The organism is Sulfitobacter sp. SK011, from assembly GCF_003352065.1.
Classification (GTDB): domain Bacteria; phylum Pseudomonadota; class Alphaproteobacteria; order Rhodobacterales; family Rhodobacteraceae; genus Sulfitobacter.
The window spans coordinates 2,683,126-2,706,534 of the sequence record NZ_CP025803.1; the positions used below are offsets into that span (position 1 = coordinate 2,683,126).

Consider the following 23,409-nt stretch of genomic DNA (forward strand, 5'->3'; position numbering starts at 1 on the left):
CCTGCGGTGCAAAGCGCAGGGCATGACAAAAACCGCATTGATCACAGGCGCATCGCGCGGCCTTGGTGCCGCTCTGGCCGAGGCGCTGGTCCCCACGCACCACATCATCGCCGTGGCACGCACAACCGGCGCGCTCGAAGACCTGGACGACCGCATCAAAGCCAAAGGCGGCTCAGCAACGCTTGCCCCGATGGACATCACCAACACCGATGCAATGGCGACCTTGTGCCGTGGGATTTACGACCGTTGGGGCAATCTTGATCTCTGGCTGCACACCGCCATTCATGCCGCCCCCCTCACCCCAACCGACCATGTTGACGCCAAGGATATGGCCAAATCGATTGCCGGCAACATCACCGCCACAGCGACACTGATCACCTTTGTCGCACCGCTTCTGGGTCATGGCGGTCAGGCCGTCTTTTTTGACGATCCGCGCGGCGGTCAGAAATTCTTTGGCAGCTATGGCGCAACCAAGGCCGCCCAGATCGCGCTGGCCCGGTCCTGGCAAAGTGAGACCGACAAGATCGGACCCAAAGTACACATCCTCACGCCCGAGCCGATGCCAACAGCCACCCGTGCCCGGTTTTTCCCCGGCGAGGACCGCGCGGTGCTTTTCGACCCACATGCACAAGCATCTGCGGTTTTGACGCAACTCTAGGCTTCACCCTTTTTCAAATACCGCGGCACCACGCTTGCCGCGCGTGCACCCCTCGCTTATCAAGGGAAAAAGGGACAATTCATGCGCATTCTTATCACCAATGACGACGGCATCAACGCACCGGGTCTGTCCGTCTTGCACGACATCGCGACGGAACTGGCCGGATCCGACGGCGAGGTCTGGACCTGTGCACCGGCCTTCGAACAATCGGGCGTGGGTCACTGCATCAGCTACACCCATCCGATGATGATCAGCCAACTGGGCGCACGCGTCTTTGCCGCCGAAGGGTCCCCCGCCGATTGCGTGCTGGCCGCGATCCATGACGCAATGACCGCCGCACCGCCCGATCTGGTCCTCTCGGGCGTCAACCGGGGTAATAATTCGGCTGAGAACACGCTTTATTCCGGCACCATTGGTGCGGCGATGGAAGCGGCCCTGCAAGGGCTGCCCGCCATTGCGCTGTCGCAATATTATGGGCCGGGCAACCGCGATCTGGACAACCCGTTTGAGGCGGCAGCCAGCTACGGCGTGGATGTGGTGCGTCGCATATTGGCGCACACATCTGGTGATGAAACCGGCTACCGTCTGTTTTACAACGTGAATTTCCCGCCCGTGGCCGCAGCGAACGTTGCAGGCATCCGCGTGGCCCCCCAGGGCATGCGCCCCGGCACCGGGTTTTCGACAGAACCGCATCTCTCGCCCTCGGGTCGCCGGTTCCTCTGGATCAGGGGGGGCGATCAGACCGTGCGCACCGCCGATGCCTCTGACGCGGCGGTGAACTTGGACGGCTATGTCTCGGTCACGCCAATGCGCGCGGATCTGACGGATCACGCGGTGCTGGACGCACACGCAGGCATCAACACATGAATGAAACCGCCGACAGCGAGGCGGAACGCAAAATGCAGTTCCTTTATGCGCTGCGTTCAAAGGGTGTGACGGACGCGCGGGTCTTGTCCGCGATGGAATCCGTGGACCGTGGCCCGTTCATCCGTGGCCTCTTTGCCGAACGGGCCTACGAAGACATGCCGCTGCCGATTGCATGTGGCCAGACCATCAGCCAGCCTTCGGTTGTTGGGTTGATGACCCAGGCCCTAGAAATAAGCCCCCGTGACAAGGTGTTGGAAATCGGGACCGGATCTGGATATCAGGCCGCAATCCTGAGCAAACTGGCGCGGCGGGTCTATACCATCGACCGCCACCGCCGGTTGGTCCGTGAGGCGCGGGAGATCTTTGAGAGACTTGATTTGAACAACATCACGGCGATCACCGCCGATGGATCATTTGGACTGGCCGAACAGGCCCCGTTTGACCGCATCATCGTGACCGCAGCGGCAGAAGACCCACCCGGACCTTTGCTGGCCCAACTCAAGGAAGGCGGCATCATGGTCGTCCCCGTGGGGCAGTCTGATGCCGTGCAGCACCTGATCCGAGTGCGAAAAACCGCCGATGGTCTGGAATATGACGAATTGCGTGCCGTGCGCTTTGTTCCCTTGCTAGAAGGGTTGGGCAAAGACACATAAATAGGTTAAGGTACGCAAAACTCCCGGATTACACGGGGGGTCGATGTTAATGAGGACAAGCAGATGCGCCACACCATTTCGCGCCGCCAGACGCGGTTGACCCTGCTGGCCGGGGCCAGTGCCATTTTATTGGCCGGTTGCGAAGGTCAGCCACTTGATTTTGATCTGCGCGGCGTTGGGGGCGGGTTTAGCACCGCCCAAGCCGCCACCGGACCGCTGGCAGCACGCCCCAGCCCGGACAATCGCGGTGTCATTTCGTATCCGAATTATCAGGTCGCCGTTGCGCGGCGCGGCGACACCCTTGCCGATGTTGCCGCCCGGATCGGGGCCGATACCACTGCTTTGGCCCGCTACAACGGGATCGAACCAAACGTGCCGCTGCGCCAGGACGAGATCATTGCCCTGCCCAACCGTGTCGCAGAGCCATCACCCGCGACCGGGGCCTTGGGGACCGGACCGATCCAGCCTGTTGATATTTCGGCGATTGCAGGCGGGGCGATTGCCCGCGCCCCCGCAACCCCCGGTGTTCAGACCGCCACGTTGCCACCGGCAAACCAACCGGCAGCGCAGACCGGCAAAGAACCCGTACGTCACCGCGTTGAACGGGGCGAAACCGCCTATACCGTTGCGCGCCTTTATGGCGTTCCGGTCAAGGCATTGGCCGAATGGAACGGCCTTGGTCCTGATTTCGCGATCCGCGCGGGACAGTTTCTGCTGATCCCGGTACCGCAGCAAAATCCGCCAAGCCGTACTGCTGCGGCCCCGGTCACGACCACGCTTCCCGGTGCAGGCAGCCCCACGCCCACCCCGCCCTCGGCGGCCAAACCCTTGCCGCAGGATTCAACCGCCAAGCCGCTGCCGGCCGCAACCGCGCCAACCAAACCCGTGGCAGACGTGGGTCAGACCACCAAGCCTGCGAAAGCCACAAAGATGCAGACCCCGGTTCTGGGCAGCATCATTCGCGGCTATTCCAAGGGCAAGAACGAAGGCATCAACATCAAGGCCGCCGCTGGTGCCCCGGTCAAAGCCGCTGACAGCGGGACCGTGGCCGCGATCACCAAAAGCGCCGAGGGCGTGCCAATTGTCGTCGTGCGCCACGCTGGCAACCTGTTGACGGTCTATGCCAATGTCACCGGCGTCAGCGTCAAGAAAGGCGATACTGTTTCGCGCGGTCAACAGATCGCCAAGTTGCGCAGCGGCGATGACGCCTATGTGCATTTCGAGGTCCGCAAAGGCTTTGACAGCGTCGATCCGGCACCCTTTATCAACTGATCCAGCAGGGGTCATGGCGGACCATAACCCCGTGGATCAGAGATTTAGCCGTTTTGATCTGGTTCCCACGCCACAGCACGGGATTTGGAGAACTGACTGGTTCGGCGCGCGAGTTGCTCCGCTCAGAGATGCACGCCCTTGCGCCCGGCAAGATCGACAAAATACTGCCACGCCACCCGCCCTGATCGCGCCCCGCGTGTGGCCTGCCATTCGATGGCTTCAGCCCGGAGCACATCATCGGCAATCTCAACGCCGTGCGCATCACAATAGCCCCGGATCATCGCCAGATACTGATCCTGATCACAGGCATGAAAGCCCAGCCACAGGCCAAAACGATCAGAAAGTGACACCTTTTCTTCCACAGCTTCAGCGGGATTGATCGCCGAGCCGCGTTCATTTTCAATCATGTCCCGTGGCATCAGGTGGCGTCGGTTCGAGGTGGCGTAAAGCACGACATTCTCTGGCCGCCCTTCAATTCCACCATCCAACACCGCCTTGAGAGATTTGTAATGGGCATCATCATGACCAAAGCTCAGGTCGTCGCAGAACAGGATAAAGCGCTGCTCAGCGCCGCGCAGAAGATTGAGCAATCGGCCAACTGATGGCAGGTCCTCACGCTGTAACTCGACAATCCGCAATGCTTCATGTGCTGCATGAACATCCGCATGTACCGCTTTGACAAGGCTGGATTTACCCATACCACGTGCGCCCCAGAGCAGGGCGTTGTTCGCTGGCAATCCGGCGGCAAACTGACGCGTATTTGCCAGCAATGTATCCCGCGCCCGGTCCACGCCGATCAGCAGGCTCAAATGGACACGCGACACATCCGGCACAGGCTCCAACCGGTCCGGATCCGTGTGCCAGACAAAGGCGGAAGCGGCGTCAAAATCCGGAGCATCCAATGGCGCTGGTGCCATCCGCTCCAACGCCCGCGCGATACGGTCCATCGGATCGTCAATCACTTGGCGTCCTCATCGTCAAATTCCGCAATCAGATCGTCCTCGTCGTCATAATAGCCTTCGGCACGTAGCTTGGCCTCACGCTTGGCCTCGACCCGACGGACCAGGAAAATCGAAACCTCATAAAGACCATAAACCACAACGAAAAGGATCACTTGCGTGATGACATCGGGCGGCGTGACCAGCGCAGCAAGGAGCAGAATACCCACCACTGCATATTTGCGCACATTGCTCAGACCCTCGGCGCTGACCAATCCGGCCTTGCCCATCAACGTCAACAGAACGGGCAGTTGGAAACACAGACCGAAGGCCACTATAAATTTGATTGTCAGGCTCAGGTACTCTTGGGCAGATCCCTGAAACGCGATTGCGGCGATGCCGCCGCCCTCCGCATCACCCTCGCCAATCAGTGTGCCAGCTTGTTGAAAACCAAGAAAGAAATCAAATGCCAGGGGGGTGACAACATAGAATGCAAACGCCGCACCAATGAAAAACATAAGCGGGCTTGAGATCAGGAAAGGCAGGAATGCGCCCTTTTCGTTCTTATACAGCCCCGGTGCCACGAACCGCCACATCTGATAGCTGATATAGGGAAACCCAAGCACCAAACCGCCCAGAAGCGAGATGGATATCGCAACGAAAAAGCCCTCTTGCAGTTTGATCAGGATCAGCCCGCAATCCTCTTGTCCGCGTTCCGCCATTGCCGAACACAAGGGATGGGTCAGGAAGTTGAAGATCGGGTTCCAGACGGTGAAACAGATGATCATCCCGATGATAAACGCGATCACCGAATGGATCAGCCGCGTCCGCAGCTCTGCCAAATGTTCGATCAGCGGTGCCGCGCTGTCGTCAATATCGTTGCTGGCGCTCATGTGTTACTCTTTTTGGCCACTGGCTTTTTGACAGCGGCTTTCTTTGCGGCTGGTTTCTTCGCAGGCGGTGCTTTCGGCGCGGCCTTTTTCGCCGCTGGCTTATTTGACGCAGGCTTTTTCACAGGTGCTGGTTTCAATTCGGCCTCGGCTGCATCCGCTTTTGCAACAGCTTCTGTGGCTTCACGCTGCTTGCGCTCTGCAGCGGCCCGCGCCGTTGATGCCTGAATTTTCTTCACATCTTCAGCCCGTTGCGCGGCCAACTTTCCTGTTTCACTGTCTGGGTCCAGATCAGTCAGCGAACTTGCCGCCGATTTGACCCCGTCCATGGCCGATCCAAGCGGGTTTGTGGCGGCTTTCAGTGATTTATTGAGGCTCGATGACATCTCGCGCATGCCGCTTTCGTCTGCCGCGTCATTCATGGCCGAACTGAATTCGCGTGCCATACCTTTGGCTTTACCAACAAATTGCCCCACCCTGCGAAACAGGATTGGCAAGTCTTTGGGCCCCACCACAATCAATGCAACGACGCCAATGACCAGTAATTCGGTCCAGCCCAGATCAAACATGGTTGATTACACCTGATCCTTTTCGGCTTTCACCTTGGTCTTGGGATGGGTACCCGCATCCGTGTGGCCCGGCAAATCAGTGCCGTCGACGTCAGAAGCGTCGGTGATTTCTTTCTCACCCTCGTTGATGCCCTTTTTAAAGCTGGTGATGCCTTTGCCAACTTCACCCATCAGAGAAGAGATTTTGCCGCGCCCAAACAGCACCAGAACCACGACTGCGATCAAAAGCAGGCCCGGCAGGCCGATATTATTCAACATGATATTACTCCCAAAGTGACAGCCACCCCCCAAAGGGCGGCACGATTTGCTTTCTTTTATGGAAAAGAGATGCGCTGCAAAAGCGGCAATGCGCCGATTGCACAAGGCGAACGCACCAGATCAGTGATTTTTTCGTGCTTGCTGCACTCAACTGACAGGTTTATGTCAGTTGCATGCCGGTAAGACCCCCTCAGACATTAAAAAGGAGCTTACCCATGTCAAATTCACCCGTCGCAGAAATCGTGACCTTTCGCCTGGTTACTGGCACCAACCCTGAAGCCTTTGCCAAGGCCGCCCAAGATATGATGCCGTTCTTGCACGGCACCGGGTCCATGACCGGGCGCGTCCTGTCGTGCGACCCCGACGGCACATGGACGGATCACATCACGTGGACATCGCTTGAGGCCGCCAAATCCGCAGCCAGCCAGATGTTTGAACGCCCCGAGGCCGGCCCCTTTATGCAAATGATCGACCCCGAGGCGATGTCCATGCGCCACGCACCGATCCTGATGCAAACACAACTGGAGTAACATGCGCCGCACCGACCGCCTGTTTGACATCATCCAGATCCTGCGCGATGGCAAACTGCACCGCGCGCAGGACATGGCCGATCAATTGGAAGTGTCGGTGCGCACCATCTACCGCGACATGGACACGCTGGTGGCCTCAGGCGTGCCCGTGGCCGGTGAACGTGGCGTGGGGTATATGATCACCGATGCGATCACCCTGCCCCCGCTGACCCTGACCGCCCCGGAATTGGAGGCCTTGAACCTGGGCCTTGCAATCGTGGCCGAAGTTGCCGACCCCGATCTGCGCGCCGCGGGTCTGTCATTGGCAGAAAAGATTGACGCCGTGCTGCCCACAGCAGTGGTAGAGGAAGCAGATGCGTGGAAATTCGCGGTCTACCCCTTTGCCGATGCCCTGCGCGGTGCCACCCACATGCCAACCCTGCGCGCAGCGATCAAGGCCCGGCAAAAACTTCGGATCGTCTATACATCGATCGGGGGCATGGTCACGACCCGCACAATCCGCCCACTGCATATGGAATACTGGGGCCGTGTCTGGACCCTGACCGCGTGGTGCGAACTGCGCGAGGCATTCCGGGTCTTTCGCATCGACCTGATTGAAACGGCCGAAGCCCTGCCAGAACTTTTCACCAATGAACCCGGCAAGATGTTAAGCGACTACGTGCCTTGAAGGGGACCCACTGCCCATTTCACCCTTTTTCAAATACCGCTGCGCGACGGTTTCAACCGCCACCCGGTCTGGGGCGGCAAGAACGCCTCGACACTGGCCTGCGCGATCACGATGGTATCGCCGCCAGTCGGCACATTTAATCCGCCAAAGACCGCTGTCACCTCGGCCCGTCCGCGCGGCAGTTTTGCAACCAATGCGGCCACATTCACCTGATCGGGTTCCTGCACCGCGACGGTCACCTGCACCCGCATCTGATCATGCTTCAGCCCTGTGACGTCAAAGAGGGGCAGCGATGAATGCCGGAATGCGTCCTCAATCGCGCGGGACGCTGCCTTGGTGTAATCCATCCCGTGCAGGTCGTTGCCCATGCCCATTTCAATGATCACGCGCTGTTCTGACCTCAGATCACCCATCGGCCCGCTCCATATCAAAAGCCACCGACAAGGCCACATTGGCCATGATTGTCGGATGCCCGTCGCCATCAGGGCGGGCCACGTCCAATCCGCCGGGCTGCACATTCACCGTCACATGGCCGTAGGGAAACACAGCGCGCAGGACGTCGGCATCCACAGCGTCAGGGCGCTGCACCCCGACATCCAATGTGATGTGCATGTCGGATTTATCAAAGCCGAACAATTCGGCCAGATTGATCGAATTGTGCCACAGTGCATCCTGGACCGCCCGCTTTGCCGCTTGGGTGTAATCCCCACGCCGCAGCGACGACCCCATGCCAAACTCCACCATCAATGTCTGCATCTGTTCCCTCATGTCACTGGAAATACAAAACAACGGTCCCGCCGGATCGTCAGCCACATCACAGCACCGGGTTGTGGCAAGAACACGTTCGGCACAGTGGCCTTTAACATGGAGCCATCGTAATCCATCTTGAACTCAACCAGGCTTTCGTTGCCCATAAACCGCGCCCGCGCCACCGAACCGCGTGCGGCTGTCCCGTCAGTGGGTGTGGGGGCTGGCCCCTTGCCAGCGCGGTCAAAGTCGATGCGCACGTGCTGGGGGCGAAACACGATATCGACCTGCGTCCCGTCCGGCACGCCCGGAGCAAGAAACCGACCAAATGGCGTATGCGCCAGCGCACCCGTGACCTCGGCCCGCAACACATTCGCATCACTGAAAAACGCCAATGCAGACCGATCAAGCGGGCGCGTATAGACATTATAGGGCGCGCCTTGCTGCACGATCTTGCCATCGCGCATCAGTGCGATTTCATCGGCCATCCGCATCGCTTCGTCCGGTTCGTGGGTGACCAGCAACACGGCGGTGTCTTCTTCTTTGAGGATGCTCAGCGTCTCGTCACGAATACCGTCGCGCAGCCGGTTATCAAGACCGGAAAACGGCTCGTCCATCAGCATGATGCGGGGCCGCGGGGCCAAGGCACGGGCCAATGCCACCCGTTGTTGTTCACCGCCCGACAGCTGGTGCGGATATCCGTCAATGAAACGTTTCATATCGACACGGGCCAGCAATTCTTCAATGCGCGCGCGGCGTTCATCCTTGGTCCCGGACTTCAGCCCAAACCCCACATTGCCAGCGACGCTCAAATGCGGAAACAGCGCAAAGTCCTGAAACATCAGGCCGATCTCGCGGCGTTCGGGTGGGATGCGAAAGACCGTGTCGCAGATCAGCTTGCCATCAACGTGAATGGTGCCGCTGTCCTGCATCTCGACACCCGCGATCATCCGCAAGGTCGTGGACTTGCCACATCCCGATGGCCCCAACAGGCATGTCACCTGCCCCGGCATGATCTGCAATGACACATCATCGACAACCGCGCGGCCCTGATAACTGCGGCGCAGGTTCTTGATTTCTAGGCGTGGAACTTGCGGCAAACTACGTATCCGATAAAATCACTCGGATACCCAGCTATCAGCCACGGCGCGTCCCCACAAGCACTGCTGCAAAACCTGCGACCAAGACGACCACACAGATCACCAGCAACTGCTCGTACTTATGTCCCTCAGGCAGGATCGCGGCAAACAAGGTCCAGCCCCGGCCAAAATAGGCCAACGCCCCGATAACCGCCGCGCCAAAGGCCGCAACATAGGCCCAAGGGGCAATGTCACGCCCCATCACCAGACCCACGATCAACACCGGGCTCAGGAACATCGATGCTGTCCCGGACACCGCAACCGCGTCAAAAAGCGTGGCATTCCCCCAAAGCGTCAGCAGCGCGCCAACCCCCATAAAGAGCACCATGACCACCCGGCCACCGTTCAGGGTACGTGGAGCCAGCCGCAGTTCCTCAACCACCAGCCGCGCGGCAGAGGCGAGTGCGGAATCAAGGGTGCTGAGCGCGGAGACCAGCAACGAGATCATCAGGGCCGTGAATATCCACCCCGGAAACATCACGCCCCACGTGCCGATCAACTCCCCCTCATACGCGGCCCCGGTCAGGCTGGCCTGAATGCCAAAGAACCCAAACCCGATGATGCACAGCGTCGAAATCCAGAACGCGTGCAGGAACGAGGCGCGCGTTGTGGCCGCGTCTGCCAGAAAGCCACGGTCCATCATCACAGGATCATGGGCAGGATACGAGAACACCTGCAACAGCGCAACGACCAGAAGGACCCAGCCATTGTTAGGCCCCGATGCCCCCGGAGCGGTCAGCACTGCCCCGAAGTCAAAGCCGGGGCTGGCAATCAGCGCCACAAATGCCGCGCCAAAGACCACCAGAAACACCAGCATCTGAACCACATCCGTGCGCAATGCCGCCGACAATCCACCCCATGCGGAATAGGCCAGCCCCAAGGCCGCGACGATCAGGATCGCAGAGGTGCCACTGCCCGCCAGCACGGCGTTGAAGATCAAGCCGACCACCAGCAAGTTTGCAAAAACCTCGGACAAGAGCCGCAAGGCAACAACCAGATTGTAGCATCCATGCCCCACATTTCCGAACTGCGCGCCCAGCCAATCCTGCATAGACCGCGCACCCTTGGCACGCAGGCGTCCCACGATAAATCCGCCTGTCAGGAACGACCCGTAATAGGTGGCATAAGCAAGCGTGCCCGCGATCCCGTAGTAATAGCCCAAAATCGCCGCGTTCATCAGCGAGCGGGCAAAAATCCATGTGGTCACCTGGCTCAGAACCAGCACCCAAAGTCCGGGCGCGCGGCCCGTGGCTCCGGCCCCGCCAAAGAACCCTTCGATTGAGGCCCGACGTGGTGCCGCCAAAAGGCTGGCCAGAATGATGGCCCCAAAGACAACAATCAGAACAGTGGTTTGCATGAAGAACGGGCCTATGACGTGAATTTCGTCCAAGCCTTAGATCAGCGCCCCGCCCGCTGCCAGACGTGACATCGCCGCTGTCTGAAATGTGAACGTGCGTGTATCAGGTCAGCTCAAACGCTGCTTGCGCCACATCGACACCATTAACCTGCAAGATGATCTGATGCGCACCGGGATAAAGCTTGAATGTGGTCGCATCCCCTTTGAGGCGGTGCTTTTTACTCAGCGTCAGTGCCTTGCCCTTGGCGATCTGACCAACCTTCAGCTTAAACACCTTTTCCGCTGTTTTGCCGCCCGGGCGGGCAAAGATGATGCGGTAGTCGACAATCACTGGCAAGGCAGTGGCAGCTTTCAGGGTAGAGGTAAACTCCAGCACATCACCAATCGCATAAGCCTCTTGTGAGAGCGTCATCCTGGCCGACACATCCACATCACCCCGATATCCCAGGTGGGCCAACGCAGGCCCATGGCCCTGCTTGATCAGGGTGCGCAGCCCGTGCCGTGTCATCCATGCCAGTTCATTGTCGTCCTGCTGCGCGGCCCTTGCCCAGTTCTGCAGCGTTTTCACCACCAGATCGGGTTTGGTTTTTGTGATATCATTCAGGTGGTTGGCCACCGACCTTGTCACATAACGGGTTTGATCCGCGTGCAGAATATCAAGCAACGGCAGGGTATGAGATGTATCCAGCGTGACCGCCTTTGCCCAAGGCAATTTGGGCCGGGTGCCTTCGCTGACCAACCGCCGGACGTGGTAATTTTCATCCTCTGCCCAAGCGGCCATGCGCGCCAACGTCTGATTTTGCCAGCGGTTTAGGAAGGGGCGGATATAGAATTCCATCGAGAAACGCTTTGTCGCCTCATAAAGCAGATCAAGCGCCCGGTCGCGGTGATCCTCAAGCCCGTGTCGAACCGCCAGTATGCCGGGCAGCGCGTGAATGAACTGGCCGAAATCATCGTCCTGAAGATTGGGGTCCAGCGGCGGTTGCATGGCTGCGGTAAGCTGATCGGCCATGGTCGGGAAGTCTGTGGCCAATTGCGCCTCCAGACAATCAGCCATCCAATCGAGCCGCGCCAGTAATTCACGGGAACCAAAGCCTGACAATGCCTCGGCCTGAAACCTGTCTGCATGAAAGAACGGCAGCGCAGCGGCATATTCACCAGCCAGCTGCGCCACGGTTCTTTCGTTAAACAAATGGTCTTTGAGCGAAAATTTTTCAGCCATTACATTGTGAGATTGGTGGCACCGCCATCCAGCAAGATGTTCTGACCGACAATGAACCCTGCATGCTGTGAGCACAAAAACGCACAGGCCGCACCAAATTCGGACCGCGTGCCATAGCGGCCCGCCGGAATGGTCGCGGCGCGTTCTGCACGGGCTTGTTCCAGTGTAATGCCCTTTGCCTTTACCACGCCGCCGTCCAGTCCATCGGCGCGGTCGGTCGCGTGGATACCGGGAAGCAGATTGTTGATGGTGACACCTTTGCCCGCGACCTGACGCGATGTGCCCGCAACATAGCCGGTTAATCCGGTGCGCGCTGAATTTGACAGACCCAGCACCCCGATAGGCGCGCGCACGGATTGTGAGGTGATGTTGACCACCCGCCCCCATCCGCGGTCCATCATGCCCGGCACCAACGCTTTGATCAGCGCGATCGGGGCCAGCATATTGGCGTCGAGTGCTTTGATAAAATCTTCGCGGTCCCATTCGTGCCACATGCCGGGGGGCGGCCCGCCAGCGTTGTTGACCAGAATATCCACGTCTTTTGCTGCCGCGATCACCGCCGCCTGCCCTTGCTCGGTCGCAACATCCGCCGCGACGGTTGTGACGGTCACACCATATTCGTCGCGCACACGCTGTGCTGCAGCTTCAAGCGCGTCAGACCCACGCGCGTTCATGATCAAATTCACACCAGCCGCTGCCAGATTTTCAGCGCAGCCAAGGCCCAGCCCTTTGGATGACGCGCACACCAGCGCTGATTTTCCTTTGATCCCCAGATCCATCTCATTGATTCCTTTTGTGTTGGTTAATCAATTCCTAACACGACTGTCCGATCTTGCCAGCAAAACACCCTGCAGTGGACCGGGGCGGGCCAGTATCCTATGCTGACCCCGTCCAGCTAACTCTGCAGCACTCTTTGGTACCGCAATGAAAGTTCGCCATGACCCGTTCTCGCCTGCCCACAGCCCAAAACGTCCCTGTCTACCGGGCCGACGATGTCATCTCGACCGATGGGGCGAACAGCGGCGACTGCTTGTCGTTTGCGGCTGAACTGCATCTGGACGATGTGTACAAGATCCGGTCCGGCATAACCCCAGACCTGCTGTCACTGCAGCCGCTGCAAGACGGAAGTTTCCAGCTGGCCGATGAAACGCTCGTCGGCACGGCTGGCGCGCGCCTGCATTTGGATTGCACGTTGACCTTCATGTCGCCTGACGGACAGATCAGCGAGGGTCTGTTGCTGGTTGACGTGAGCGATGACGGCAATGCAGGCGATATGTTTCTGCTGCCCCTGTCGGCATTTTCGACAAAAACGGAATACCGTCTTGTTGGCATCGACACCCTGAACCCCACGCAGAAATATGCGCAAGTTGCCTGTGTTTCATTCACACGTGGCACCCATATAACACTTGCCACCGGCGCGCAGTGCCTGATTGAAAATCTGAGCATCGGTGACAAGGTCCTGACCCGCGATGATGGCGCACAGGCGATCCGGTGGATCGGGCAAAGCACCGTGCGCGCCGTGGGTGAATTTGCCCCGATCTGTGTCCGTGCGGGGACCCTCAACAACATAAACGATCTGATCATCAGCCCCGATCACCGCCTGTTCATCTATCAGCGCACCGATGAGGTGGGGGCCGGACGGTCCGAGTTGCTGGTCAAGGCCCGGCATCTGATCAATGGCGATACGGTCGTGGTCAGGGACGGCGGTTATGTTGATTATTTCCAGCTGCTCTTTGACAGTCACCAGATCATCTATGCCGAAGGGATTGCCGCTGAAAGCATGCTGATCGACCCGCGTACCAAACCAGTCTTGCCCGCTGATCTGGCAAGCGCATTGGGCGATGTGATCCCCGGGCATTCCGACCTGCCCCACGCGGGTCTGGACGTGAATGAACGACTGCTCAACCGGCCCGATGCCGCGGAGCTTCTGCGCAAATCCAGCGCGCGGTAAGGGCAGCACGCAAATGCACGACCATCGCTTGCCGTGCCTGTCCGGCATGGATATATGCGTCCCATGTTAGACACCGCCTCAAATCGCCCCGACCTGCCCGCCGAGATTGCGCGCCGTCGCACATTTGCGATCATCAGCCACCCGGATGCGGGGAAAACCACGCTCACGGAAAAATTTCTGTTGTTTGGCGGCGCGATCCAGATGGCGGGTCAAGTGCGCGCCAAAGGTGAGGCGCGGCGCACCCGCTCAGACTTTATGGCGATGGAAAAGGACCGGGGCATCTCGGTTTCTGCCTCTGCCATGTCGTTTGATTTTGCCACGAAGGACCGCAATTACCGATTCAATCTGGTCGACACGCCCGGCCACTCTGACTTTTCTGAAGACACCTATCGCACGCTGACGGCGGTGGATGCCGCGGTGATGGTCATTGATGGGGCCAAGGGCGTTGAATCGCAGACCCAGAAATTGTTCGAGGTCTGCCGTATGCGCGACCTGCCGATCCTCACCTTCTGTAACAAGATGGACCGAGAAAGCCGGGACGTTTTTGAGATCATTGACGAAATACAGGAAAACCTGGCGATCGACGTGACCCCGGCCTCCTGGCCGATTGGCGTGGGCCGTGATTTTATCGGCTGCTACGATATTCTGCGCGACCGTCTGGAATTGATGGACCGCGCAGACCGCAACAAGGTTGCTGAAAGCGTGCAGATCGAAGGGTTGGAAGACCCGAAACTGGCCGAATACGTGCCCGCCGCCCTGCTTGAAAAACTGCGTGAAGACCTTGAGATGGCCCGCGAACTGCTGCCGCCACTAGACCTTAAGGCGATGCATGAGGGAACGTTGACACCGATTTGGTTCGGCTCTGCGATCAACTCATTCGGCGTCAAGGAATTGATGAACGGCATTGCGGCTTATGGCCCGGAACCGCAAATTCAGACGGCCACGCCGCGCGCAATTTTACCAGAAGAAACAAAGGTTTCCGGCTTTGTCTTCAAGGTACAGGCCAACATGGATCCCAAGCACCGCGACCGTGTCGCGTTTGTGCGGCTGGCCTCGGGGCATTTCCTGCGCGGCATGAAAATGACCCATGTGCGCACCAAGAAACAGATGACGATCACCAATCCGGTGATGTTTCTGGCCTCAGACCGCGAATTGGCCGAAGAAGCATGGGCCGGCGACATCATCGGCATCCCCAACCACGGTCAGCTGCGCATTGGTGACACCCTGACCGAAGGCGAAGCTTTGCGGGTCAGCGGCATCCCCTCTTTTGCGCCAGAACTTTTGCAAACGGTACGCGCGGGCGATCCGCTCAAGGCGAAACATTTGGAAAAGGCGCTGATGCAATTTGCTGAGGAAGGCGCGGCCAAGGTGTTCAAACCCTCCATCGGGTCCGGTTTTATCGTGGGCGTTGTGGGCCAGTTGCAGTTTGAAGTGTTGGCCAGCAGGATTGAATTGGAATACGGGCTGCCCGTTCGGTTCGAGGCATCGCAGTTCACCTCTGCGCGTTGGGTGAACGGCAACAAGCAAGCCGTTGATAAATTTACCGAAGCCAACAAACAGCATATCGCACATGACCATGACGGTGACATCGTTTATCTGACCCGCCTGCAGTGGGACATTGACCGGATTGAGCGTGATTATCCTGATGTACGGCTGACCGCGACCAAGGAAATGATGGTCTGATGACGACCTGGGGCATTTCGGCGACGATCAAGGCCCCGGCGGACGACATACTGCAGTTTGCCGCCTATCATCTGGAAAAAGGCGCGCATCGGCTTTTTATCTATCTCGATGAGGAAAACCCGTCGGCATTTGAGGCATTGAGCGCGCATCCCAAGGTCCGGGTGACCAAGTGTGATGACGCATGGTGGCAAAAACGCCGCAAGCAACGGCCCGAGATGCATCAGGCGCGCCAGACCGCCAATGCAACGCACGCCTACCGCCGCCGCGCCGAGGTGGATTGGCTGATTCACATGGATGTGGACGAGTTTCTGATTTGCGATCAGCACATCGGCAGCATTCTGGCCACCCTGCCCGGCGACACACCCCTGACCCGCATCCGCCCGATGGAATCGCTGTCAGGTGGCACAACTGCCTTCAAACGGTTCATCCCCGGTGGCCCGAACCGCGACCGCATCGTGACATCGCTTTATCCGACCTACGGCCTTTACACCAAGGGTGGGTTTCTCAGCCATCTGGCGGGCAAAGTCTTTGTGCGCACCGGACTGCCCGACGTGACTGTGAAAATCCACAATGCATTTCAGAATGGCGAACAGATCACAGGCATCGACGATCAACCCGGCATCGACCTCGCCCATGTGCACGCCAAAACGTGGGACGAGTGGCGATCAAGCTATCCCTACCGGCTGACCAAAGGGTCCTACCGCGCGGAACTTGGCCCCAACAAGCCCCATGAAAAAGGCGGGCTGTCCATGCACGAGCTTTTCACCATGATCGAAAAGGAAGATGGCGAAGCGGGTCTGCGCGCGTTTTTCGAAGAAGTTTCCGCCGACACGCCCGGATTGCGTGCCAGGTTGGACGCCCATGGATTGCTTGCTTTGGTCAATCTTGACCTCGATGGCCCGATGCGGGCCCATTTCCCCAACGTAAACCCCTGATCGCACAATCATTTGACGCCATTCCCGCAACTTGGTATGCGCTTCCAACGATGCAGCGATCACAGGATCGCCACTTGGGCCATTCGGGCCGGCATTGAATGCGCCGCGGGCCAAACAAGTGTCCGCTCATACCGGATACATATGACAAAATTCTCTGATCTCAGTCTCAATCCCAAGGTCCTCAAAGCTGTTGAAGAGGCCGGGTACGAAACCCCCACCCCCATTCAAGCAGGTGCTATCCCGCCAGCCTTGGCTGGCCGCGACGTTTTGGGCATCGCCCAGACAGGTACAGGCAAGACCGCCGCATTCGTGATGCCGATGATCACGCTTTTGGCACGGGGCCGCGCACGCGCGCGCATGCCGCGCTCTTTGGTGCTCTGCCCCACACGCGAGCTTGCCGCGCAGGTGGCCGAAAACTTCGACACCTATTCCAAATATGTGAAACTGACCAAGGCATTGCTGATCGGTGGCGTGTCGTTCAAGGAACAAGACACCCTGATCGACAAGGGTGTGGACGTGCTGATCGCCACACCGGGCCGTTTGCTTGACCATTTTGAACGCGGCAAATTGATCCTGAATGACGTCAAGGTCATGGTGGTGGACGAAGCTGACCGCATGCTTGATATGGGGTTCATCCCTGACATCGAACGCATCTTCGGCCTGACGCCCTTTACCCGTCAGACACTGTTCTTCTCGGCCACAATGGCCCCCGAGATTGAGCGGATCACCAACACCTTCCTCAGCAATCCTGAGCGTATCGAAATTGAACGTAAGCAGACGACCAACGAGAACATCGAGCAAGGCGTGCTGATGTTCAAAGCGTCTAAGAAAGACCGCGAAGCGACCGAGAAACGCAAAGTACTTCGCGCGCTGATTGATGCTGAGGGTGATAAGTGTACCAACGCGATCATCTTCTGCAACCGCAAGATGGATGTGGATACACTGTCTAAGTCATTGAAAAAGTATGGCTATGACGCGGCACCCATCCACGGCGATCTGGACCAAAGCCAACGTACCAAGACACTTGATGGGTTCCGTGCCGGTGATCTGCGGTTCCTTGTGGCCTCTGATGTGGCCGCACGCGGCCTTGATGTGCCTGCGGTGAGCCACGTGTTCAACTTTGATGTGCCAAGCCACGCCGAAGACTATGTGCACCGGATTGGCCGCACAGGTCGTGCGGGCCGCGACGGCAAGGCGATCATGATCTGTGCACCGCGCGACGAGAAAAATCTCGAGGATGTGGAACGTCTGGTACAACGCGAAATCCCGCGCCTTGAAAACCCACTGGGCGGCGGTGCTGCCCCCACGTCAGAATCAGCGGCGAAACCAGCCGATGACAGCGAAAAGCCCAAGCGTAGCCGCTCACGCAGCCGCAAGTCCGACGAAAAACCGAAAGATCAAAAGCCGGCTACCGAAGCGCCCGCCACGACAGAGGCCGCGAAACCTGCGCCCGAGGCAAAGCCAGCAACGCAAGAGAAACCTCGTCAAAAGCAGGACACGCCGCGAAAAGAAAATCCGCGAAGCAACAACAACCGCAGCCGCAACAATGACAATCGTGACGGCAACAAGGTTGTGGGTCTGGGCGATCACCTGCCCGATTTCATCGGTCTAAGCTTTGAGGAACGCGAAAACTAGCCGATCAGGTGACAAGCGGATCGGCGACAAGCAGCGCGCCGATCCTAGCTGTGCCATTTGACCTTGGTGCGGCGCTGGCAGCACCCTAGGTAAGGGAATACTTCCCTAACGGATCAACGCCTCATGCCGCGTCTTTTGCTTGCCTTCTTTTTTGTCGTTGCCGCCAGCCAGGCCAGTGCCGAACGCTGTAGCGCTGTTGTAAACGGCAGCGAAATCGTTGTGGACAGCGAGAATTTCACCACTTTTGCCAATGACGTAAAGCGACGGGAAAAACTGCTAAGCTGGCCCTCACGCAAGTGGAACAAGGCCTGGGGCAGCCCACCAGCGTGCAACAGTGGCGTTTTATACGATTATCTGGCCACAACCGTCCCAACCGAAGAGATCGCCACCTATTGCCTGACATCCACCGAAGATGACGGATATTTCCTGATCCCCGGGCCTCGGAATTTTCGCGGGCTATGTCGAAAGACAGTCTGTGAACGGGTCAATACAACCGTTGATGAAACCACCGAAATCAGCAAATCAATTGCCCAAGGCGCGACAAAGGCCCTCACAGAACCCGGTGGCGCACGCGCGATCGCCCATCAATCCGGCGCATTGATCCTGTCGGGCAGCGCCGGGACGATTACCGCAAATCTGGCAAGCACAGGCTCAACCATGATGACCGCGCTGTCTGCCCCGGCAGTTTTGGCCGCCGCCGGGGTGTCAGTGCTCGCGGTTGGTGGCACGGTCTATATGTGCCGCCGTTAATTCAGGCGGCTGACCACCACCGTCACTTCTGGCTTTTTACCGATCTCGTTTTGCGCTGATTGACGCACGGTCTTTTTCAGCCCGTCGTTCAGCTTGTCATCATCGCGCAATGTTTTGGCTCCGGACCGGTTCAGCCATTGGCTCAGGTCCTCTTCCAGAACATCCACGAGCGACGCATTGCTGCGTCCGGTTTCCGGCAGACCCATGATGTCTACCCAAGGCTCGCCCAAAGGCTCGTCATCGGCGTCCATGATCACCGTTACGGTCACATGGCCATTCAGCGCCATACGGATACGGTCACGGACGACACCATCAAGCGCGCCAATCTTGACCGATCCATCCAGATAGGTGCGGCCCGTTTCGATGTATTCGACAACCTTTGGCGCATTGCCGGAAAGGTCGATCATCATGCCGTTTATGGCCAGCACACCTTTGATGCCCTTGCCATCGGCAATCTTGACGTGCTCGCGCAAATGCCGGTGTTCGCCGTGCATCGGGATCAGGATCTGCGGTTTGGCAATGTCATGCAATTCTTCCAGATCCGGGCGATTGGCGTGACCGGACACATGATAAAGACCGGACGAATCATCGACCACATCCACGCCCTTTTCAGAGAATTGGTTGATGATCCTGATCACACCACGCTCATTTCCGGGAATTGTTTTGGATGAAAACAGGAACAAGTCGCCCTCTTTCAGCTCAAGCCCCTGAAATTTGCCCTGCGCCAGCTGTGCGGATGCCGCACGGCGTTCGCCTTGGCTGCCTGTTACCAGCAACATCAGGTTCTCGCGTGGAATCCCGCGTGCCTCTTCGGGGCTGATGCAGGTTGGGAAATCTTTCATCACGCCGCTTTCAAGCGCGGCCTCAACCATCCGGTTCATTGACCGGCCCAACAGGACAATCGACCGCCCCGCCCGGTCGCCCGCCACAGCCAGCGTTTTCACACGCGCCACGTTCGAGGCAAAAGTTGTCGCCACCACCATACCGTCATGGCCGCTGACCAGTTTCTCAATCTCTGGTCCGACACTGGCCTCTGACCGGCCCGGCAGGGGTGAAAACACATTGGTGGAATCGCACACCAGCGCCTTGACCCCGTCCTTGCAAAGCTCAGCCCACAAGGCATCGTCAAAGGGTTCACCAACACCAGGCGTGCGGTCAATCTTGAAGTCACCCGAATGGATCACCCGGCCTGCCGGGCTATCAATCACCATGGCAGAGGATTCAGGGATCGAATGCGAGATCGGCATGAAGCCAACGGTGAATGGCCCCGCTTTGATCTGCTGGGGCCAGGCCCCCACAACCGTCACGGCATCATCGGGGTGACCATGTTCGCTCATCTTGCGGCGCGCGATGTTGGCGGTGAACTTGCGCGCATAAATTGGGGCCTGAAGCGCCTCATAGCTATGGGCAATGGCACCCACGTGGTCTTCGTGCGCGTGGGTGACAAACACCGCTTCAATCTGGTCGCGACGTTCTTTCAACCACGCAATATCCGGCAGGATCAGATCCACGCCGGGACTTGTGTCCATATCGGGAAAGGCCACGCCGATGTCTACGACGATCAGCCGTTCCTTACCGGGCCGCCCGTACCCATAGACATAGGCATTCATGCCAATTTCGCCTGCCCCACCGAGGGGCAGATAGATTAATCTTTCGCTGCTCATTATCCAGCTAATTCCTTATTATATTTATGTATCACGGTCAGGCCGTGCATTGTCAGTTCATCTTGGTATTCATCAAAAAGGTCCACGGCCTGCTGAAACAGCGGCGCAAGGCCCCCGGTGGAAATCACACGCATGTCGCGCCCATGTTCCGCCTTTATCCGCGCACATATCTCACGAACCAGTCCGACATAACCCCAAAAAACACCCGATTGCATACAAGCAACAGTATTGGTGCCGATCACCATCTGCGGTTTTGATATGTCTACATGAGGCAGCGCCGCAGCGGCATTGTGCAACGCCTCAAGCGACAGGTTCACGCCGGGTGCAATTACACCGCCGATATAGGCCCCATCGTGATCGACCACGTCAAAGGTCGTGGCAGTGCCAAAATCCACGACAATCAGATCGCCCCCATAAAGGTCATAGCCCGCCACAGTGTTCACCAACCGGTCCGGCCCTACCGCTGTGCCAATGTCCACCCTGACATCAACAGGCAGCGCACATTCCGGTTTGCCCACCACCATGGGGCGCGTGTTGAAATAACGATCCGCAAATACCCGCAGGTTAAACACCACGCGCGGCACGGTTGAACTGACGATCACATCGGTGATGTCAGCCTCGACATTCTGAAACTTCATCAGCGTGCTGAGCCAGACGTAGTATTGATCTGCCGTGCGCTGCCATTCGGTGGACGTGCGCCAAGTCGCGATAAATTCAGTCCCGTTCCATATTGAGAATACAGTATTGGTGTTGCCGCAATCGATTGCCAAAAGCATGCAGGTCGCCCCCCGTTCAGAAAAATACATCTGCCGCCGTGATGGCGACCGCACCGCTGCCCGTGCGCAAGATCAGATTACCCTCTGGGTCCACATCCTCAAAGGTGCCAACGGTTTGATCACGCATGGTCCGTGCGGTGATCACCTCACCCAACCGGGCGGCATGTGCCAGCCACGCCGTGCGTATGGGGGCAAAGCCATAAGTGGTAAACTGGGTCTCCAATGCTGCGTATTCAACGGCAAGCACTTCGAGAAACGCCTCTGGGCTGACCTTCAGGTCAAACGCACCCGCAAGCGATACGGGCGTCACGGCACCCGGTTCGACATCAGCAGCCATGGGCGCATGGGCAAGGTTGACGCCCACCCCGATGATCAACTGATCGCCGCTGCTTTCCAGCAAGATACCGGCCACTTTGCCATCATCAAGCAACACGTCATTGGGCCATTTCAACGCGAAACGATCAACCTGTCCTGTCAGCGCCACAAAGGCACGCAACAACGCCAATGAGGTCACAAAACTGCGCAAGGCCGCAACCCCCGGTGCCTCGGTCCGCCGCAAGATCAATGTGCCTGCAAAATTTCCGCGCGCAGTTGACCATGCCCGCCCACGCCGCCCTCGCGCCGCGGTTTGCTCAAGCGCCAAAATCCATGTCGGACATGTAAGTGACGGCGCAATGCGCCCCGCCTCTGACAGTGTCGAATCCAACACATCAAAAACGCGCCGCCCATATGCGACAGGCCACGCGCTCATGATTTCATTGTTCCAAAAATACACATGTCCGCCCGCGCGGAATGCACCTTAGTTGACAAGTGTCGCCGCCGCCGCCGCCGCTGCCCCTTCGACCCCGAACATGTTCACGATGCCAAGCACCATGACCAAGGCGGACGCCATCAGGAACCCGGACAGCAAGGCACCGCCCTGATTGTCCAACTGCTCCGATCCCTCTTCGCCAAAATACATGTAGAACACGATGCGCAGGTAATAATAGGCCCCGATCACCGAAGCGATCACGCCGGCAACCGCCAGCCAGACCAAGCCGGCCTCATAGGCGGCGCGCAACACGTAAAGCTTGCCAAAGAAACCCAGCATCGGTGGCACACCGGCTAGAGAAAAGAGCAACACAAGCATTGCAAGCGCCCGACCCGGGCTGCGTTTGGAATACATATTGAGCGACCGGATATCCGTCACCGGCGCGCCATCTTTCTGCATCAGCAGGATGAACGCAAAGGTCCCGACATTCATGGTCACATAGATTGTCATATAGACCAGCATGGCCTGCACACCCAACACCGTGCCTGCCGCCAGACCCATCAGCGCATAGCCCATGTGGGCAATGGACGAGAACGCCATCAGCCGTTTGATGTTGGTCTGCCCAATGGCCGCCACGGCACCAAGGAACATCGACAATACCGACAGCAGCGCAATGATCTGGCTCCAGTCACTGACCGCATTGCCAAAGGCATCATGCAGCACCCGCGCAAAAAGCCCCATCGCGGCAACCTTGGGTGCTGTGGCAAAAAACGCGGTGACCGGCGTGGGCGAACCTTCATAGACATCCGGCGTCCACATGTGGAACGGCACGGCAGATACTTTGAACGCCATACCCGAAATCAGGAACACCAAGCCAAAGAGCAGGCCAAGTGATGTCTCGCCCGATTGCGCCGTGGTGATGATGCCACTGAACAAGGTGGTTCCGGCATAGCCATAAACCAGGGATGCCCCATAAAGCAGGATGCCAGAGCTCAGCGCGCCGAGCACGAAATATTTCAGGCCCGCCTCGGTTGATTTCACGGAATCGCGGCGCAGGGACGCGACCACATAAAGCGCCAGCGATTGCAGCTCCAGACCCATGTAAAGCGCCATCAGATCACCGGCGCTGACCATCATCATCATGCCAACGGCACTGAGCGCGACCAACATCGGATATTCAAAGCGCAGCAATCCACGGCTTTTCATATACCCCTCGGACATGATCAGCACGGCCGCAGCAGACAGCAGGATCGTCACCTTGGCAAAACGTGCAAAAGAATCCTCGATGAACATGCCGCCAAAGGCAATGCGGGTCCCTTCACCGGTCATCCCGATCCATGCCGCCAGCACGACAAATACCGCGGCTGTCAACCAGACCAACAGGCCACCGGCCTTGTCCTTGGACGTGTAAACCGCCCCCAAAAGCCCCAGCATGGCAAACACCGCCAGCAGGATTTCCGGCAGGATGACATTCAGATCATTGGAAATCATCACTCG

Annotated in this window: 25 protein-coding genes; 11 read left to right on the forward strand and 14 right to left on the reverse strand. The window is 58.3% G+C overall.

Annotated features, from left to right (window positions below; all coding sequences use genetic code 11):
• Positions 1-22: 22 nt before the first annotated feature.
• From C1J02_RS13245 to C1J02_RS13260, 4 genes are all read left to right on the forward strand, one after another.
• A complete protein-coding gene (locus C1J02_RS13245; protein WP_114879001.1) occupies positions 23-658 on the forward strand; it encodes an SDR family oxidoreductase in 636 nt (211 codons plus the stop codon).
• Between the two features lie 81 nt (positions 659-739).
• Complete coding sequence (surE, locus tag C1J02_RS13250) at positions 740-1,525, forward strand: 5'/3'-nucleotidase SurE (RefSeq protein ID WP_114879002.1); 786 nt, start codon at positions 740-742, stop codon at positions 1,523-1,525.
• Positions 1,522-2,178 carry a protein-L-isoaspartate(D-aspartate) O-methyltransferase gene (locus C1J02_RS13255; protein WP_114879003.1) on the forward strand — a complete coding sequence of 219 codons (657 nt, stop codon included), beginning with the start codon at positions 1,522-1,524 and terminating at the stop codon, positions 2,176-2,178. Before surE ends, C1J02_RS13255 begins: the two co-directional genes overlap by 4 nt.
• Before the next feature lie 63 nt (positions 2,179-2,241).
• Positions 2,242-3,450 carry a peptidoglycan DD-metalloendopeptidase family protein gene (locus C1J02_RS13260; RefSeq protein WP_114879004.1) on the forward strand — a complete coding sequence of 403 codons (1,209 nt, stop codon included), beginning with the start codon at positions 2,242-2,244 and terminating at the stop codon, positions 3,448-3,450.
• Between the two features lie 122 nt (positions 3,451-3,572).
• Here C1J02_RS13260 and C1J02_RS13265 read toward each other — a convergent pair whose 3' ends face one another.
• The 4 genes from C1J02_RS13265 to tatA are packed head-to-tail and all read right to left on the reverse strand — an operon-like array spanning position 3,573 to position 6,105.
• On the reverse strand, positions 3,573-4,412 hold the full coding sequence (locus tag C1J02_RS13265) for an ATP-binding protein (protein WP_114879005.1): 840 nt from the start codon (positions 4,410-4,412) through the stop codon (positions 3,573-3,575).
• Positions 4,409-5,281, reverse strand: coding sequence for a twin-arginine translocase subunit TatC (tatC, locus tag C1J02_RS13270; RefSeq protein WP_114879006.1), 873 nt, complete (start codon positions 5,279-5,281; stop codon positions 4,409-4,411). Before tatC ends, C1J02_RS13265 begins: the two co-directional genes overlap by 4 nt.
• Positions 5,278-5,847 carry a Sec-independent protein translocase protein TatB gene (tatB, locus tag C1J02_RS13275; protein ID WP_114879007.1) on the reverse strand — a complete coding sequence of 190 codons (570 nt, stop codon included), beginning with the start codon at positions 5,845-5,847 and terminating at the stop codon, positions 5,278-5,280. The genes tatC and tatB overlap by 4 nt, the downstream gene beginning before the upstream one ends.
• A gap of 6 nt (positions 5,848-5,853) precedes the next feature.
• Complete coding sequence (tatA, locus tag C1J02_RS13280; RefSeq protein ID WP_114879008.1) at positions 5,854-6,105, reverse strand: twin-arginine translocase TatA/TatE family subunit; 252 nt, start codon at positions 6,103-6,105, stop codon at positions 5,854-5,856.
• Positions 6,106-6,320: 215 nt separating this feature from the next.
• Between tatA and C1J02_RS13285 the strand changes: the two genes are divergently transcribed.
• Both C1J02_RS13285 and C1J02_RS13290 read left to right on the forward strand, forming a co-directional pair.
• Entirely contained in the window at positions 6,321-6,635 is a 315-nt protein-coding gene (locus C1J02_RS13285) for a hypothetical protein (protein WP_114879009.1), read from the forward strand.
• A gap of 1 nt (position 6,636) precedes the next feature.
• A complete protein-coding gene (locus C1J02_RS13290; RefSeq protein WP_114879010.1) occupies positions 6,637-7,302 on the forward strand; it encodes a YafY family protein in 666 nt (221 codons plus the stop codon).
• A 29-nt stretch (positions 7,303-7,331) separates the two neighbouring features.
• Here C1J02_RS13290 and C1J02_RS13295 read toward each other — a convergent pair whose 3' ends face one another.
• The 6 genes from C1J02_RS13295 to C1J02_RS13320 form a co-directional block, all read right to left on the reverse strand.
• On the reverse strand, positions 7,332-7,715 hold the full coding sequence (locus C1J02_RS13295; RefSeq protein WP_114879011.1) for a Lin0512 family protein: 384 nt from the start codon (positions 7,713-7,715) through the stop codon (positions 7,332-7,334).
• On the reverse strand, positions 7,708-8,058 hold the full coding sequence (locus C1J02_RS13300; RefSeq protein WP_114880564.1) for a Lin0512 family protein: 351 nt from the start codon (positions 8,056-8,058) through the stop codon (positions 7,708-7,710). Before C1J02_RS13300 ends, C1J02_RS13295 begins: the two co-directional genes overlap by 8 nt.
• 8 nt (positions 8,059-8,066) lie before the next feature.
• Entirely contained in the window at positions 8,067-9,149 is a 1,083-nt protein-coding gene (locus tag C1J02_RS13305; RefSeq protein WP_205389806.1) for an ABC transporter ATP-binding protein, read from the reverse strand.
• A gap of 37 nt (positions 9,150-9,186) precedes the next feature.
• The gene (locus tag C1J02_RS13310) at positions 9,187-10,545 is read right to left on the reverse strand and encodes a sodium:proline symporter (RefSeq protein ID WP_114879013.1); all 1,359 of its coding nucleotides are present in this window, start codon (positions 10,543-10,545) and stop codon (positions 9,187-9,189) included.
• A 103-nt stretch (positions 10,546-10,648) separates the two neighbouring features.
• A complete protein-coding gene (locus C1J02_RS13315) occupies positions 10,649-11,767 on the reverse strand; it encodes a DNA alkylation repair protein (RefSeq protein ID WP_114879014.1) in 1,119 nt (372 codons plus the stop codon).
• The gene (locus C1J02_RS13320; RefSeq protein ID WP_114879015.1) at positions 11,767-12,546 is read right to left on the reverse strand and encodes an SDR family oxidoreductase; all 780 of its coding nucleotides are present in this window, start codon (positions 12,544-12,546) and stop codon (positions 11,767-11,769) included. The genes C1J02_RS13315 and C1J02_RS13320 overlap by 1 nt, the downstream gene beginning before the upstream one ends.
• A gap of 158 nt (positions 12,547-12,704) precedes the next feature.
• Here C1J02_RS13320 and C1J02_RS13325 point away from each other — a divergent pair, with 158 nt between their 5' ends.
• The 5 genes from C1J02_RS13325 to C1J02_RS13345 all read left to right on the forward strand — a co-directional run bounded on the left by C1J02_RS13325 (position 12,705) and on the right by C1J02_RS13345 (position 18,721).
• Entirely contained in the window at positions 12,705-13,718 is a 1,014-nt protein-coding gene (locus C1J02_RS13325; protein ID WP_114879016.1) for a Hint domain-containing protein, read from the forward strand.
• A gap of 63 nt (positions 13,719-13,781) precedes the next feature.
• Entirely contained in the window at positions 13,782-15,401 is a 1,620-nt protein-coding gene (locus C1J02_RS13330) for a peptide chain release factor 3 (protein WP_114879017.1), read from the forward strand.
• Positions 15,401-16,336 (forward strand): glycosyltransferase family 2 protein, encoded by a 936-nt coding sequence (locus C1J02_RS13335; RefSeq protein WP_114879018.1) that lies wholly within the window; start codon positions 15,401-15,403, stop codon positions 16,334-16,336. The genes C1J02_RS13330 and C1J02_RS13335 overlap by 1 nt, the downstream gene beginning before the upstream one ends.
• Positions 16,337-16,477: 141 nt before the next feature.
• Positions 16,478-17,971, forward strand: a complete 1,494-nt coding sequence (locus C1J02_RS13340) for a DEAD/DEAH box helicase (RefSeq protein WP_114880566.1) — start codon at positions 16,478-16,480, stop codon at positions 17,969-17,971.
• A 123-nt stretch (positions 17,972-18,094) separates the two neighbouring features.
• Positions 18,095-18,721, forward strand: coding sequence for a hypothetical protein (locus C1J02_RS13345; protein WP_114879019.1), 627 nt, complete (start codon positions 18,095-18,097; stop codon positions 18,719-18,721).
• Here C1J02_RS13345 and C1J02_RS13350 read toward each other — a convergent pair.
• From C1J02_RS13350 to nuoN, 4 genes are read right to left on the reverse strand one after another with little or no spacing between them, the layout of a single operon-like run.
• Positions 18,718-20,385, reverse strand: a complete 1,668-nt coding sequence (locus C1J02_RS13350) for a ribonuclease J (RefSeq protein WP_114879020.1) — start codon at positions 20,383-20,385, stop codon at positions 18,718-18,720. The genes C1J02_RS13345 and C1J02_RS13350 overlap by 4 nt on opposite strands.
• Positions 20,385-21,161 (reverse strand): type III pantothenate kinase, encoded by a 777-nt coding sequence (locus tag C1J02_RS13355; RefSeq protein ID WP_114879021.1) that lies wholly within the window; start codon positions 21,159-21,161, stop codon positions 20,385-20,387. The genes C1J02_RS13350 and C1J02_RS13355 overlap by 1 nt, the downstream gene beginning before the upstream one ends.
• 16 nt (positions 21,162-21,177) lie before the next feature.
• Positions 21,178-21,912: a biotin--[acetyl-CoA-carboxylase] ligase gene (locus C1J02_RS13360; protein WP_114880567.1), complete on the reverse strand. Its 735-nt coding sequence runs from the start codon at positions 21,910-21,912 to the stop codon at positions 21,178-21,180.
• A 48-nt stretch (positions 21,913-21,960) separates the two neighbouring features.
• A complete protein-coding gene (gene nuoN / locus C1J02_RS13365) occupies positions 21,961-23,403 on the reverse strand; it encodes an NADH-quinone oxidoreductase subunit NuoN (RefSeq protein WP_114879022.1) in 1,443 nt (480 codons plus the stop codon).
• Positions 23,404-23,409: the final 6 nt, after the last annotated feature.

Excerpts from the sequence above, each read along its gene's own strand:
- C1J02_RS13245 (WP_114879001.1), top strand. The coding sequence starts at position 23 with ATGACAAAAACCGCATTGATCACAGGCGCATCGCGCGGCCTTGGTGCC.
- surE (WP_114879002.1), top strand. The coding sequence starts at position 740 with ATGCGCATTCTTATCACCAATGACGACGGCATCAACGCACCGGGTCTG.
- C1J02_RS13255 (WP_114879003.1), top strand. The coding sequence starts at position 1,522 with ATGAATGAAACCGCCGACAGCGAGGCGGAACGCAAAATGCAGTTCCTT.
- C1J02_RS13260 (WP_114879004.1), top strand. The coding sequence starts at position 2,242 with ATGCGCCACACCATTTCGCGCCGCCAGACGCGGTTGACCCTGCTGGCC.
- tatC (WP_114879006.1), bottom strand. The coding sequence starts at position 5,281 with ATGAGCGCCAGCAACGATATTGACGACAGCGCGGCACCGCTGATCGAA.
- tatB (WP_114879007.1), bottom strand. The coding sequence starts at position 5,847 with ATGTTTGATCTGGGCTGGACCGAATTACTGGTCATTGGCGTCGTTGCA.
- tatA (WP_114879008.1), bottom strand. The coding sequence starts at position 6,105 with ATGTTGAATAATATCGGCCTGCCGGGCCTGCTTTTGATCGCAGTCGTG.
- C1J02_RS13285 (WP_114879009.1), top strand. The coding sequence starts at position 6,321 with ATGTCAAATTCACCCGTCGCAGAAATCGTGACCTTTCGCCTGGTTACT.
- C1J02_RS13290 (WP_114879010.1), top strand. The coding sequence starts at position 6,637 with ATGCGCCGCACCGACCGCCTGTTTGACATCATCCAGATCCTGCGCGAT.
- C1J02_RS13295 (WP_114879011.1), bottom strand. The coding sequence starts at position 7,715 with ATGGGTGATCTGAGGTCAGAACAGCGCGTGATCATTGAAATGGGCATG.
- C1J02_RS13300 (WP_114880564.1), bottom strand. The coding sequence starts at position 8,058 with ATGCAGACATTGATGGTGGAGTTTGGCATGGGGTCGTCGCTGCGGCGT.
- C1J02_RS13310 (WP_114879013.1), bottom strand. The coding sequence starts at position 10,545 with ATGCAAACCACTGTTCTGATTGTTGTCTTTGGGGCCATCATTCTGGCC.
- C1J02_RS13315 (WP_114879014.1), bottom strand. The coding sequence starts at position 11,767 with ATGGCTGAAAAATTTTCGCTCAAAGACCATTTGTTTAACGAAAGAACC.
- C1J02_RS13320 (WP_114879015.1), bottom strand. The coding sequence starts at position 12,546 with ATGGATCTGGGGATCAAAGGAAAATCAGCGCTGGTGTGCGCGTCATCC.
- C1J02_RS13325 (WP_114879016.1), top strand. The coding sequence starts at position 12,705 with ATGACCCGTTCTCGCCTGCCCACAGCCCAAAACGTCCCTGTCTACCGG.
- C1J02_RS13330 (WP_114879017.1), top strand. The coding sequence starts at position 13,782 with ATGTTAGACACCGCCTCAAATCGCCCCGACCTGCCCGCCGAGATTGCG.
- C1J02_RS13335 (WP_114879018.1), top strand. The coding sequence starts at position 15,401 with ATGACGACCTGGGGCATTTCGGCGACGATCAAGGCCCCGGCGGACGAC.
- C1J02_RS13340 (WP_114880566.1), top strand. The coding sequence starts at position 16,478 with ATGACAAAATTCTCTGATCTCAGTCTCAATCCCAAGGTCCTCAAAGCT.
- C1J02_RS13345 (WP_114879019.1), top strand. The coding sequence starts at position 18,095 with ATGCCGCGTCTTTTGCTTGCCTTCTTTTTTGTCGTTGCCGCCAGCCAG.
- C1J02_RS13350 (WP_114879020.1), bottom strand. The coding sequence starts at position 20,385 with ATGAGCAGCGAAAGATTAATCTATCTGCCCCTCGGTGGGGCAGGCGAA.
- C1J02_RS13355 (WP_114879021.1), bottom strand. The coding sequence starts at position 21,161 with ATGCTTTTGGCAATCGATTGCGGCAACACCAATACTGTATTCTCAATA.
- C1J02_RS13360 (WP_114880567.1), bottom strand. The coding sequence starts at position 21,912 with ATGAGCGCGTGGCCTGTCGCATATGGGCGGCGCGTTTTTGATGTGTTG.
- nuoN (WP_114879022.1), bottom strand. The coding sequence starts at position 23,403 with ATGATTTCCAATGATCTGAATGTCATCCTGCCGGAAATCCTGCTGGCG.